We start from the raw sequence: 12415 nt of genomic DNA on the forward strand, positions 1-12415 counted from the left end.
TGAGGTGATAGGCGAATGGATCAGGAACAAGAAAACATCATCATTCTCTCAGACGAAGAGGGTAACGAGATTGAATTCGAGGAACTGGACAGAGTTGAAGTAGATGGCAAAGAATATGCTATCCTTCTACCAGCCGATGACGAAGAAGATGAGGCTATCATCTTGCGTGTGGAACTAGAAGATGGTGAAGAAGTATTTAGTCACATTGAAGATGATGAAGAATGGGAAAAAGTGGCTGACTATTGGCAAGAACTCACCGAAGAAGAAGTGGACGAAGACTAATCGAATCGTTCAATTCAATGAAAACCATCCGGGCAACTGGGTGGTTTTTTGATTTTTCTATTTTTCGACAGATGTTGAGCCTCAAAGCAGAAAGAAGTATAATGCTTTCATGAGCATTAACAAAGAACATATGAAGCTTGTATGTATGAGAATTAATACTTACTGGGAAAGACCTTAGAGGAGGCTACATCATGGGCAAAAGGAAAAAAAGTAGATTAGGCTTAAGCCTGATTACCATTTTCCTATTGGGAATCGTTTTTACCTACTTTTTATATGAACAACAACTAAAACCATTATCAGCAGAGTCAACAGAACAAATCTACGTAACAATTCCATCTAATGCTACCGTAGAGCAGATTGGACAGCTATTAGAAGACGAAGGCTTAATTAGAAGCGGAGCAGCTTTTTACTACTATGTCCGTTTCAACGCCGAAGAGTTTCTCAAAGCAGGAGAATATGCACTTAGTCCATCTATGGCCTTACCTGAAATAGTACAAGAACTGCAAAATGGCAAGCCAGTTCTCCATACTTTTACCATACCAGAAGGCTTTAGCATTAAGCAGATTACGAAACTTTTAACAGAAAGAAATTTTGTAAAAGAAGACCTCTTTCACCATGCGCTAGCTTTTACGCCTCTTCCTTACGACTATATAGAAGATACAGGTGATATTAACAGACTAGAAGGATTTCTATTTCCCGCTACCTATCGCGTTGCACGGAACATAAGCGAAGAAGAACTAGTCAAAATGCTCGTTGCCCGCTTTGACCAAGAAGTAACGGCAGAAGTGCGACAAAGAGCAGACGAATTGGGCATGACTATAAAAGAAGTAGTTACACTAGCTTCCATTATCGAAAGAGAAGCAGTGATTCACGAAGAAAGACCAATTATATCAGCTGTTTTTCACAACCGTCTTAACTCTAACCGTAGGTTAGAAGCTTGTTCCACTATTCAATACCTGCTAGACGAACCAAGAGAGAAGCTCTACCTGCAAGACCTAGAGATTCAATCGCCTTATAACACCTACCGTAATAATGGTTTGCCTCCAGGACCTATCGCTTCGCCAGGTATTCTGAGCTTTAATGCCGCTCTCTACCCCTCTAACGTAGACTATCTATACTTTGTAGCCAAAGGTCAAGGATACCATCACTTCAGTAGAACTTTTGAAGAACACAATCGGGCGGTGGCACGCTATGTCAATTGAACTGCTTGCACCAGCAGGCAATCTTGAAAAACTAACAATGGCACTCCACTACGGTGCCGATGCACTTTACATGGCTGGAGAGCGCTTTGGACTTCGAGCCTATGCTGGTAACTTTACGACAGAACAAATGTCTAAGGGCATAGCAGAAGCCCATAAACAAGGCAAAAAAGCTTATGTAACAGTAAATATTTTTGCTCATAACAAAGATCTACAGGGCCTAGACGATTACTTGCGAGAACTAGAAGCTATAGGAGCAGACGCCATCATCGTCTCCGATCCTGGTGTTTTTGCCATAGCTCGTCGCACCGTTCCCAACCTACCTATCCATATAAGCACACAAGCCAACGTAACGAACCTAGAAGCGGCTCGTTTCTGGGCTGAACAAGGCGCTGAACGCATCGTTTTAGCCCGCGAACTGACGCTAGCAGAGATCAAGGAAATCCATGAGCAGGTCAACGTAGAACTAGAAGTTTTTGTTCATGGCGCTATGTGCATGTCTTATTCTGGCCGCTGTCTAATTAGCGACTACCTAACAGGTCGCAAAGCCAATCAAGGCGAATGTACTCAAGCTTGCCGCTGGAAGTACGCACTTATGGAAGAACAGCGCCCAGGTATGTATATGCCTATCGAAGAAGATGAGAGAGGATCTTACATCTTTAACGCTCGAGACCTATGCCTCCTTGAAGATATACCCGCCCTTATCGAAAGCGGCGTCAAAAGCTTCAAAATCGAAGGTCGCATGAAAAGCGTGCACTACGTAGCCACAGTGACGCAAGTTTATCGTCGCGCCATCGACAGCTACTACAAAAGAAAAGCAGAAGGCAAAGAATACAAAGTCGATCGAGCTTGGTGGGATGAACTAGGCAAGATTAGCCATCGCCCTTACACAAGAGGTTTTCTTCACGGTCCTCCAGGGCAAGAACCAGACGTAGCTTACAACCGAGAATATGACTTTGTCGGATTAGTTCGCCAATATGACGAAAAAAACAAGCGAGTACAAGTAGAAGTTCGTAACCGCATCCTCCTTGGCGACATATTAGAATTTAGTGGTCCTGACAAAGCGGCTTTTCTAACCGTAGCCAACGAAATGTGGGATGAAGAAGAAAAGGCAATTGAGCAAGCACCGCGACCGCACCAACTGATCTGGCTCAAGAGCCGCTTCCCTTTAGACCAGCTGGACATGGTTCGCCGTCCCAAAGGCAGTGGGGAAGAAGAATATCTTAAAGTACGCATCGATCCTTCCCATATCTTTTACCTCGACATTATCCTCGAAGGATTTGGACACCTTGGAGTTCCCACAACAGTGGACCGGCAGAGCGGCATTGTGCTTATAAGAACTACAAAAGATACAAGACCAGAAGTAATTAAAATCCTCGAAACACTACCCTGGCCAACTCAGCTATACAACAGCAATGAACCATAATATTCCATGTGACCAGAGAGCCTCGGCGGGTACACTAATCTCGGAGGTGACGGTCAGAAATGGAATTAAAGACAAAAGATTTTCTGATGAAAGCACTGCTTAACGAACAAGAACTAGTCAGAGACTACCAGAAGTTTTCCCAGACTACGGACGACTCAGATGTGGCTGAACTATTCAAAGAATACGCAACCACAGATGCCTTACGAGCCAACCGTATCAAAGAGATTCTCCAAGACAAATACGGAGTAGATGAAGAACTGAAAAGCTAATCTTCAAGAAGGCAATCTTCAATACAGACAAGCAAGACAAAGACCCCGAGCCGAGAGGCTTCGGGGTCTTTGTCATAAAAAAAGAGCATATGAGACCGGAGATAATGACGATTTATCGAGGCCAGAGCAGATGTCCAAGATAGAATACCAAGGCGATAGCTACAACGTGCCAAACCCACCAACCTACATTAAGAAATTCCCATGTAGTACCATCAAGGGCATTCTGCTTTGTCTTTTCTGTTTCGTTTTCCATTGTGCGTAATATCTCTCCTTTCAAGTTTTTTATAGTATGACCATCACCAAAAGAGATTAAACATGGTAAAACAAATGATAGGAAAAAGAAGAAAAAAATGTCGGAAATATGGAAAATTAAGGTTGACTTTGCATACTATGGAGGGTATAGTAAACAGTATATAGGCCAAGCTGTCGAAAGCACAAAACAAAAGACAAATTATGGCAATAAAAAACAACAAGCACACATAACAAAGCATAATAACTAAGGCAAGCAATAATAAGGCCGTTAAGAAAAACATACGTAATAATAAGAACTAGAAAGGGGTAGACAACTTGAAGTCGACAGGTATAGTGCGTAAAGTAGATGAACTAGGCAGAGTCGTAATTCCTATGGAGCTACGAAGAATTATGGGCATCGCTGAGAAGGATGGACTGGAGATTTACGTAGAAAACGAAAAAATAATCCTTAAGAAATACGAACCAGCTTGCGTATTTTGTGGCAGTGCCGTGCAAATACAAGACTACAAAGGCAAAATGGTCTGCCGCAAATGTGCCACCGCCGTAGCCGATCACGTTGTCTAACAAAAAAGACGCCCTCACTTAAGAGGTCGTCTTTTTTTGTTCACTAAACTGCTCAACCTTTTCACTTTTTGGCCAAGAGAAATGGAATTTATAATCTGACTGCAAGACAAACCAGAAAGCGGCCGTCCCTAACAAGGAAGCGAGAACATCGCTAGGCCAATGAGCACCAAGATATACACGACTGACAGCAACAGCTAAGATAGCTACCATAACCATCAGCAAAGCTTTCTTTTGATAAGGTCGGTCAGCTAAAGTAATCAGCAAAGCCGGCAGAATCAAAGCCGCACCTAAGGTATGGCCAGAAGGAAAGGCTGGAGAAGACTCCATCACTAGAGCTTCAACAATATCAGGTCTTACTCTGCTAAAAAGAGCCTTTAAAGGATAATTAAAATAAGCCCAAGCCAGCAACAAAGCTAACAACATTTTAGCTTTTTCATAAGCACCTTGGCGAAAAAAAAGAAACATAAAAAGCAAGGTCAAAGGAATTAACAACTGCGCTGAGCCAAAATAAGTAATGCCATTCATCAAAGCATTAAGAAAATCATTACGTAAAGAAACAGTAGCTATTAACAAGGACTCATCAATCTGCCGAATTAGCTCCCAGTTCATAAGGACTTTACCTAATGAACCACTAGCAACAATTACAAAAGTACCAGCCAACAAAGCAAGGAAAAAACGAGGTAAATGAAACAGAACAGACCCTCCTAACAAGAACTAAAGCTAAAATGATAACCTTTACTTAAAGTATACCCTAAAACCACCTATGTCAAATTACTTTATGCCTTCCTGCACCTTCCTAGTTTGATCATAATAACAAGAAGAGAACAAAAACACTCAAAACAGTTGTTCCCATAAACAAATTATGGTATGATGAAGCTAATTAGAAAGAGAGGTGTTGGCTTTGAACTTAACACCTAGAGAAAAAGACTTATACCACATGCTTCAGGAATTTGTAAATGCTAAAGGATACCCGCCTAGCGTCCGAGAAATTGGAGAGAAGATGGGGTGGGCTTCTAGTTCTACTGTTCATCTCTACCTAGAACGCCTAGAAAAAAAAGGCTATATCCGCAAAGACCCTTCCAAACCAAGAACAATAGAAATAATTGGTCAACGACCTGACTTTACCTCCATACCACTCATAGGCACAGTCTCAGCTGGTAACCCTTTACTAGCTGTAGAATGTATTGAAGAATACTTACCTATCGCCAAAACATTCATCGGTGAAGGAGAATTTTTTGCTCTTCGCGTCCAAGGCGATAGTATGATTGAGGCAGGCATCTTTAACGGCGATCTCGTAATCGTGCGCCAACAACAGGATGCCTTAAACAGTGAAATCGTGGTAGCTCTCTTAGAAGATGAAGTTACAGTCAAGCGATTTTTCAAGGAAAAAGATCAAGTGAGACTACAACCAGAGAATAGCGCACTTGCACCTATCTACTGTCGTGACATGACCATCTTAGGCAAAGTAGTTACCGTAATAAGACGTTTGAACTAAGAATTCACTAATATTCCATAACTAGAAGTGCAAGCTCAGACAAGATAAAGCTCTACAGAATAAAAGACCAGATCTTCACAATACGGAAGATCTGGTCTTTTTGGTTTTATTTGCCCTGTCACCTGTCAAGCACTACCGCCATAGGATATATGACAGTATCTGACCGGAGGTGGGCTCATGATTGACATTGTAGGAGCCTTAATTCTTCCTTTTATAAAGGGTGTTACAGCTCTGATGAGCTATATAAGTAACAACGCCTTTCCTCATCCTTTAAGTGAGAAGGAAGAAAAGCTCTACCTACAAAAACTAACCAAAGGTGACGGCGAAGCAAGAAACAAACTTATCGAACACAACTTACGCCTTGTCGCTCATGTATGCAAAAAATTTGACGGTACTGGTGAGAACAATGACGATCTGATCTCCATTGGCACAATAGGACTAATCAAAGCGATTAATACTTTTAAGCCGGATAAAGGAACGAAGCTAGCTACTTATGCCGCTCGGTGCATCGAAAACGAAATTCTCATGCACTTACGGGCCATGAAGAAAACGCGTGGAGAAGTGTCCCTTCACGATCCCATTGGTGTAGACAAAGAAGGCAATGAGATCACTCTTATAGATATTTTAGGTTCTGACGGCGACAGCGTACCTGATATCGTCGAAAGCGCTCTTGAACAAGCGAGATTGCTCAAGAAGATGAAAAAACTAACGAAAAGAGAACGTTATGTACTAGAACTACGTTACGGACTGCTCAGTGGTGCTAGGCAAACACAGCGAGAGATCGCCAAAAATTTGGGAATTTCAAGATCTTACGTTTCTAGGATTGAAAAGAGAGCCGTTCAAAAGTTGATGAAAGATTTAGGGACAGAAGGAGCTTAGCTCAAGGTAATCTTTTCAGTTGCTCTATTCCTACCGCCTAGGGTGTTTATCGCTATGAGAAGATTCATAAACCTTCCAGCGACCATTTTCATAACGCAACTCAGCCACAGTATAATCATCAAAACCCCATACAAATTGCTCTGCTTCTGAAGTAAAGTGCCATACAGAAGCTATCTTCTTATCGAAATCAACTTCAAGAATATGCACATCATCGTCGGGCATAAACATAGTTCCTTCTGTAGCGATAAGACCGATGTTATCAGCCCAACTATAATCAGCTAAACGCCAAGAAATAACTTCTGAGTAGCCCTGACGGAAAAACTTATAGACATCCTCTTTAGACTTCCATCTCTCCCAATCAGCATGGAGCTTCTCTTCCAGTGACAGAGCATAGAGGTAATCATTAATAATAGCTAGCTCTCTTTCTTTAACGGAAAGAGTTTCTTTTTGTGTAGCCCTATTTTCACTTTTAGACTCTTTATCGTCTCTGTCTTCAGAAGCAGAGCTTTCACCAGCAGATGCATCTGCATCACCCACAGCGTCATCAGATAAGTCAGCAGTATCAGCAGGAGAAGAAAGTTCTACTTGATCACTTTCAAGATTAGCAGAAGTGGAAGAATCTTGAGCACCACAACCTGTCAACAAAAGCAAAGAAAGCAGAAGAAAAGGAAAAAAACGAAGAAGGTTAGTTGTTTTCATCAAAGTTACACCTCATTTGAAAAATTTTTACGCTTTTCGTCTAAATATATCACACTTTGTTAACTTGTGCGCAACATTCTCCTCTTGCTTAAGAACAGTTTTTTCGTTATTATCCAATTAAAGACAGGGAAGGAGGTGGCAAAAGCGTTGCCTTTACCCAAAGTAGTAGGAGCAGATCAAGAAAAATGCTGTGGATGCCTCGCTTGCGTGGAAGTCTGTCCTGTAAAACTATGCAACTACGTAGTAGACAAAAGAGTCACCATCGACGACGACCTCTGCATTGGTTGTGGAGAATGTTTACGTGTTTGCAACGAAAGAGGTCACTCAGCCCGCTATGTAGTCGATGACTTTACGGAATTCTTAAAAGCTCTTCAACAAGGTGAGAAAGTCGGCGTCTTAATAGCACCAGCGGCGGCCGTAAACTGGCCTAACCGACTAGCTAACTTAATTACAGCCTTAAAAAACATGGGCGTTCATAGCGTTTTTGACGTAAGCTTTGGCGCAGAACTGACAACCTACCTTTACATCAAAGCCTTAAAAAGCGGTGTCCCCTTGCCCATCATCGCTCAACCTTGCCCAGCTGTTGTTACCTACATAGAAACATATCTACCTCAGCTAATTCCCTACTTAGCTCCAACACACTCACCAACCCTTGACGCAGCCATCTGGATTCACGGACAGACAAAATACCAAGACCTCAAGCTAGCCTTTCTGGGGCCATGTCTAGCCAAGAGGAGAGAATTTGCCGATCCTAATACGAAAGGCCACGTTCGCTGGAATATAACCTATGCTTCACTAGAACAGTATTTTCAAGACAACGGAATCAATCTCGACAAAGTACCACCATCTACTTTTGACAATCCCGAAGCAGAAAGAGCTGTCGTCTTTTCCAAGCCAGGTGGACTAACAGAAACCTTCGAACGCTTTGGCATCAAAGTAGATAAAGCAGACATTCCCCGCGTTGAAGGAGCTAGAGAAGTCTACAACGAATACCTATCGGGCTTAGAAGAAGACATAAAGAGAAATGATAAACCAATACTCGTAGACATACTTAACTGCCTACATGGATGCAACGTAGGTCCTGCTACAACGCACCACTTGACTCGTCGACAAGTAGAAAAAATCATGGACCAACGGAAGAAAGAACAACAGGCCAAACATCCCGATAAGAAATGGCCCAAACGCAAAGAAGCCGATCTATTTCAAGAAATCTACCGAGAAATAGACCGCTCCGGCTTAGACTACTCTAGAAAATACACAGACCGTTCTGCTCTATTAGATAAAGCCATCAAGCCTTCCCTAGAAGCTCACGAAAAAGCCTGGAAAATCCTACACAAAGAAGACCCTCAAGATCGGACAATTAACTGCCAATGCTGTGGTTACGGAAGTTGTGAAGGCATGGTAGAAGCTCTTGCCGCCCAACGCAACAGACCAGAAAGCTGTAAACACTTCCTATTAAAAGAAAACGAAATCAACCTTGACAAAGTCGCCGTAAGAGAACAAGAAGCCCGCTTAGCGGCAGAAACAGCAGAAAAAGAACAAGAAAGAGCAAAAGAAGCTCTACAAGCACTAGTAGAAGCTAACAAAAAAGTAGCTCAAGCCCTAGCAGAAATTAGAGCATCGAACAAGGAAGTCTCTCAAGGCGTAGCAACAGCATCTAACTGTGCACAAAAAATTCACCTAGGAATCAAGGCAGTAGCCGAAACATCAGCAACAATCGAAAGCTTAGCCAAAGATACAGGATCTATCGGCCAAGAAATAGGAGCTATCGCCTCGCAAACTGACTTACTTGCCCTTAATGCGGCTATTGAAGCGGCAAGAGCAGGAGAGTCAGGCAAGGGCTTTGCCATAGTCGCCCAAGAAGTACGTAAACTAGCAGAACAAGCCACGAAAGGTTCTAATCGTATAGGTGACTTCTTAGATTCTATAACAGAACAATCAGGCTTTTTAGGACAAAAAATAGCAGAAGCCATCACTTCCGCAGAAAAAATAGCCCAGTCCGTAGCCTTAGCCGATGAACTTGTCTTGCGTCAATCAGAAAAGCTAAAAGTAGAAGAAGAGAAGCTTTTGAATAAAAAAAGCAGGCACTAAAGACGCCTTCACTAAAAGAGCCCAAAAAAAGAAGCCGGCAATGCCAGCTTCTTTTTTGTTTACTTCAGATCTTCAATAGAATCAATGTCCATATAAGCAGGAACGACTAGACCAATGCGCGTTCCTTCCATATTAACACCAAGGTCTTCAAAGCGACCTTCGAACTCAGCATAGTAATCAGCATGCGTCGTTGGCAACCAAGCCCCTACTATAGCATCAGCACTTCCATCAGCCACACCAGCCCACATAGGACCAGGCTCAACTTGACGAAGCGTGACATCATAACCTACAGAGCGTAGTACTTCAGCAACCACATTAGTGCTAGCAATCTCAGAATCCCAAGCTACATAAGCAAGGGAAATCTTATCACCATCAACAGCATCGACACCTTCGATCCAAGAGGCTACAGTTTCAGCATTTTCATCAATCCAAGCATTAGCGGCCGCTACAGGATCTAGACCGTCTTCTACCATGATCATCACAGCGCCCATATCATCAGAAGTCCAAGCGAAGCGATCTAGAACAGTATAAGCATTAGGCAAGTCTTCTTGGAGACCGAGACGGGCAATCGTATGTACATACTCCTCAGCACCATAAATACCTTTTGGATCATCTAAATACTTCAGATCGAACTTAGAAAACTTCCAATGAGGCGTCCAGCCTGTCACAATAATGGGCTCATTATTGTTATAAGCACGAGTTAGAGCGGCAGTCATAGCAGGACCAGAACCAGTTTGCACACGCCAACCTTCCAACTCATACTCCTCAATAACTCGCTCAGTTGCTCGCATCAAGCCAGCACCAGGATCAATCCCCGTAATCTGATAACCAACTTGCTGACCTACAGGCGCAGAACTGTCTACAGCAGGACCATCTTGGCCACCACAACCAGCCAGAGCAACAGCAAAGCCCACAGATAAGGCAATGGTCATTAACTTTTTCTTGCCTTCTAACAAAGACAACTTCATCGAAAAAACCCCTTTCAAACCTACTTTTTCTTTATATTTTGAGTAAACCGATCTAGCACAATAGCCAGAACTACAATAGCTAGACCAGCCTCAAAGCCAGAACCAATCTTCAACTGCGTCACAGCACGATAAACTTCCGCACCAAGACCAGGCGCTCCAATCATAGAAGCAATAACAACCATAGAAAGAGCCAACATAATACTCTGATTCACGCCAGCCATAATCGTAGGCATAGCTAGGGGCAACTGCACCTTCAACAACTTCTGCTTAGAAGTAGAACCGAAAGCATCAGCCACCTCCACCAGATCAGCAGGCACTTGGCGAATACCCAGATTAGTTAAGCGAATCGTCGGTGGCATAGCAAAAATAACAGAAGCCACAATACCAGGCACAACACCAAGACCAAAGAAAAAGATAGCCGGAATCAGATAAACGAAAGCAGGCATAGTCTGCATGAAATCAAGAATAGGCGTCACCACTTTGCGCACACCATCGCGCTGAGCCGACAAAATTCCAATAGGCACACCAATGACAATAGAAATAGTCACAGCCGTCAAAACAAGGGCAACCGTATCCATGGTATGCTTCCAGTAGCCAATATTTTCAATAAAAAGCAAACCAAGACCAGTAAAGAGAGCAAACTGCCAACTGCGAGCATACCAAGCCAAAGCACAGAGCAGAAGAATCAAAACAATAGAAGGAAAAAAGTTTAACATCGAGACGAGCAACTCAACAAAACTTGCTAAGTTTTTGGATAAAAGACGGAAAAAACCCTCAAAGTAAGTCAAGAAAAAATCAAGAACAGACTCCACAGCTCGATCGACAGGAATCTTAGGCAAAAGCTCACCCATAATTAGCCCACCTCTCTTTTCGTAGAGGTAGCTTCATCTAAAGATATAGCATCCTTATTCCCGGCTAAAGCTCCTAGAATAGCCCCACGAATCAGAACACCCTTAATCCGACCTTCCTCATCAATAACAGCAACAGGCACTGACGTATTAGCCACAAGATCAAAAAGATCAGTCAACAGTCGATCCAGAGGAACTGTAGGTACATCACTAATCAGAATATCTTGCAAAACTAAACCTTTCTCAATAGCTCTAGAAGCATCCTGAGCCGTCACCACACCTAACAAAAGCTTTTTGCGATCAACAATATAAATAGAAGAAATACCTCGATCGCGCATTAACTGCAAGGCTACCCGAGGACCTTTGTCAATGCCCATCGTCTCTGGACGAACCATCACATGAGCGGCCGTCAAGACACGTGACAAATCAATATCTTCAACAAAACGCTCAACATAAGCGTTAGAAGGATTCATCAAGATCTCTTCAGGCGTACCAAGCTGAACAATCTTACCATCTTTCATCAAAGCAATACGATCACCAATGCGCAAAGCTTCATCAAGATCGTGAGTAATAAAAATAATCGTCTTTTCCATCGTAGACTGCAAAGCTAACAACTCGTCTTGCATATCCTTACGAATCAGCGGATCAAGAGCGCTAAAAGCCTCATCCATCAACAACACATCAGGGTCATTAGCCAAAGCTCGCGCCAGACCAACCCTCTGTTGCATACCTCCACTTAACTCATCAGGAAAAGAATCTTCCCAGCCTTTTAAGCCCACAAGCTCAAGAGCCTGCTGAGCTTTACTTTTACGTTCCGACTCTTCCATACCTTGAATCTCTAAACCATAAGCGGCATTTTGCAAAACAGTACGATGAGGGAGCAGAGCAAAACGCTGAAAAACCATGCTAATTTTTTTGCGACGCAGATCACGTAACTCTTCATCTTTCATCTTTACAAGGTCCACACCGTCTATGTAGATCTCACCAGAAGTCGGCTCAATCAAACGATTTAACATGCGTAGCAACGTTGACTTACCACTACCGGACAAGCCCATAATCACAAAGATCTCACCAGGCTGTACATCGAAATTAACATCATAAACCCCGACAGCAACACCTGTCTGCTCTAGAATCTCTTGCTTGCTTTTTCCCTCTTTAATGAATGCAAGCGCTTTTTTTTGCTGTTTTCCGAACAACTTACTAACATTACGAACTTCAATCTTTGCTGTTTTTTCAGCCATATCTTCACCTTCAACTCTGCCAGCAGAAAAAGCAGGAAAAAAAGCATCCTCGCTGGCTAAAAACTATTGAACCTTCTTAAGTATAAAGGACAAGTAACGAAAAGTTCAAAAAGCATATATCGTTCATAAAGAGCGTATTATATATACAGAAAAAACTGTACGAAGTGAGAGAGGGAGGTCTTACGTATCCTCCTAAATACTC

General features: G+C 42.6%; 14 protein-coding genes. 8 read left to right on the forward strand and 6 right to left on the reverse strand.

The window, feature by feature from the left end:
- Positions 1-15: 15 nt before the first annotated feature.
- The 4 genes from F9B85_RS13010 to F9B85_RS13025 all read left to right on the forward strand — a co-directional run bounded on the left by F9B85_RS13010 (position 16) and on the right by F9B85_RS13025 (position 3176).
- Positions 16-282 carry a DUF1292 domain-containing protein gene (locus tag F9B85_RS13010; protein WP_151621657.1) on the forward strand — a complete coding sequence of 89 codons (267 nt, stop codon included), beginning with the start codon at positions 16-18 and terminating at the stop codon, positions 280-282.
- A gap of 191 nt (positions 283-473) precedes the next feature.
- Positions 474-1484, forward strand: a complete 1011-nt coding sequence (gene mltG, locus F9B85_RS13015) for an endolytic transglycosylase MltG (RefSeq protein ID WP_151621658.1) — start codon at positions 474-476, stop codon at positions 1482-1484.
- Entirely contained in the window at positions 1474-2907 is a 1434-nt protein-coding gene (locus tag F9B85_RS13020; RefSeq protein WP_151621659.1) for a U32 family peptidase C-terminal domain-containing protein, read from the forward strand. The genes mltG and F9B85_RS13020 overlap by 11 nt, the downstream gene beginning before the upstream one ends.
- Positions 2908-2966: 59 nt before the next feature.
- Positions 2967-3176: a hypothetical protein gene (locus F9B85_RS13025; RefSeq protein WP_151621660.1), complete on the forward strand. Its 210-nt coding sequence runs from the start codon at positions 2967-2969 to the stop codon at positions 3174-3176.
- A 112-nt stretch (positions 3177-3288) separates the two neighbouring features.
- Here F9B85_RS13025 and F9B85_RS14485 read toward each other — a convergent pair whose 3' ends face one another.
- On the reverse strand, positions 3289-3429 hold the full coding sequence (locus F9B85_RS14485; protein WP_170270533.1) for a hypothetical protein: 141 nt from the start codon (positions 3427-3429) through the stop codon (positions 3289-3291).
- 314 nt (positions 3430-3743) lie between these two features.
- Here F9B85_RS14485 and F9B85_RS13030 point away from each other — a divergent pair, with 314 nt between their 5' ends.
- Positions 3744-3992, forward strand: coding sequence for an AbrB/MazE/SpoVT family DNA-binding domain-containing protein (locus F9B85_RS13030; protein ID WP_151621661.1), 249 nt, complete (start codon positions 3744-3746; stop codon positions 3990-3992).
- 18 nt (positions 3993-4010) lie between these two features.
- Here F9B85_RS13030 and F9B85_RS13035 read toward each other — a convergent pair whose 3' ends face one another.
- Entirely contained in the window at positions 4011-4601 is a 591-nt protein-coding gene (locus tag F9B85_RS13035) for a phosphatase PAP2 family protein (RefSeq protein ID WP_151621662.1), read from the reverse strand.
- Positions 4602-4887: 286 nt separating this feature from the next.
- On the opposite strand from F9B85_RS13035, the gene lexA reads away from it, so the two are divergent.
- Together lexA and sigK are read left to right on the forward strand one after the other, a co-directional pair.
- A complete protein-coding gene (gene lexA, locus F9B85_RS13040; protein WP_151621663.1) occupies positions 4888-5487 on the forward strand; it encodes a transcriptional repressor LexA in 600 nt (199 codons plus the stop codon).
- A 177-nt stretch (positions 5488-5664) separates the two neighbouring features.
- Positions 5665-6366: an RNA polymerase sporulation sigma factor SigK gene (gene sigK / locus F9B85_RS13045; RefSeq protein WP_151621664.1), complete on the forward strand. Its 702-nt coding sequence runs from the start codon at positions 5665-5667 to the stop codon at positions 6364-6366.
- Between the two features lie 30 nt (positions 6367-6396).
- Here the strand turns inward: sigK and F9B85_RS13050 are convergent, their stop codons facing one another.
- The gene (locus tag F9B85_RS13050) at positions 6397-7065 is read right to left on the reverse strand and encodes a hypothetical protein (RefSeq protein WP_151621665.1); all 669 of its coding nucleotides are present in this window, start codon (positions 7063-7065) and stop codon (positions 6397-6399) included.
- A 147-nt stretch (positions 7066-7212) separates the two neighbouring features.
- Between F9B85_RS13050 and F9B85_RS13055 the strand changes: the two genes are divergently transcribed.
- Positions 7213-9156 (forward strand): [Fe-Fe] hydrogenase large subunit C-terminal domain-containing protein, encoded by a 1944-nt coding sequence (locus tag F9B85_RS13055; RefSeq protein ID WP_170270535.1) that lies wholly within the window; start codon positions 7213-7215, stop codon positions 9154-9156.
- A gap of 59 nt (positions 9157-9215) precedes the next feature.
- Here F9B85_RS13055 and F9B85_RS13060 read toward each other — a convergent pair whose 3' ends face one another.
- The 3 genes from F9B85_RS13060 to F9B85_RS13070 are packed head-to-tail and all read right to left on the reverse strand — an operon-like array spanning position 9216 to position 12213.
- Positions 9216-10124 (reverse strand): glycine betaine ABC transporter substrate-binding protein, encoded by a 909-nt coding sequence (locus tag F9B85_RS13060; RefSeq protein WP_151621667.1) that lies wholly within the window; start codon positions 10122-10124, stop codon positions 9216-9218.
- A gap of 20 nt (positions 10125-10144) precedes the next feature.
- On the reverse strand, positions 10145-10975 hold the full coding sequence (locus tag F9B85_RS13065) for an ABC transporter permease (RefSeq protein ID WP_151621668.1): 831 nt from the start codon (positions 10973-10975) through the stop codon (positions 10145-10147).
- Between the two features lie 2 nt (positions 10976-10977).
- Complete coding sequence (locus F9B85_RS13070) at positions 10978-12213, reverse strand: quaternary amine ABC transporter ATP-binding protein (protein WP_151621669.1); 1236 nt, start codon at positions 12211-12213, stop codon at positions 10978-10980.
- Between the last annotated feature and the right edge of the window lie 202 nt (positions 12214-12415).

It is taken from the genome of Heliorestis acidaminivorans, assembly GCF_008933955.1.
Lineage (GTDB): Bacteria > Bacillota > Desulfitobacteriia > Heliobacteriales > Heliobacteriaceae > Heliorestis > Heliorestis acidaminivorans.

Coding starts and splice junctions, on each gene's coding strand:
- F9B85_RS13010 (WP_151621657.1), top strand. CDS start 16: ATGGATCAGGAACAAGAAAACATCATCATTCTCTCAGACGAAGAGGGT.
- mltG (WP_151621658.1), top strand. CDS start 474: ATGGGCAAAAGGAAAAAAAGTAGATTAGGCTTAAGCCTGATTACCATT.
- F9B85_RS13020 (WP_151621659.1), top strand. CDS start 1,474: ATGTCAATTGAACTGCTTGCACCAGCAGGCAATCTTGAAAAACTAACA.
- F9B85_RS13025 (WP_151621660.1), top strand. CDS start 2,967: ATGGAATTAAAGACAAAAGATTTTCTGATGAAAGCACTGCTTAACGAA.
- F9B85_RS14485 (WP_170270533.1), bottom strand. CDS start 3,429: ATGGAAAACGAAACAGAAAAGACAAAGCAGAATGCCCTTGATGGTACT.
- F9B85_RS13035 (WP_151621662.1), bottom strand. CDS start 4,601: ATGAACTGGGAGCTAATTCGGCAGATTGATGAGTCCTTGTTAATAGCT.
- sigK (WP_151621664.1), top strand. CDS start 5,665: ATGATTGACATTGTAGGAGCCTTAATTCTTCCTTTTATAAAGGGTGTT.
- F9B85_RS13050 (WP_151621665.1), bottom strand. CDS start 7,065: ATGAAAACAACTAACCTTCTTCGTTTTTTTCCTTTTCTTCTGCTTTCT.
- F9B85_RS13060 (WP_151621667.1), bottom strand. CDS start 10,124: ATGAAGTTGTCTTTGTTAGAAGGCAAGAAAAAGTTAATGACCATTGCC.
- F9B85_RS13065 (WP_151621668.1), bottom strand. CDS start 10,975: ATGGGTGAGCTTTTGCCTAAGATTCCTGTCGATCGAGCTGTGGAGTCT.
- F9B85_RS13070 (WP_151621669.1), bottom strand. CDS start 12,213: ATGGCTGAAAAAACAGCAAAGATTGAAGTTCGTAATGTTAGTAAGTTG.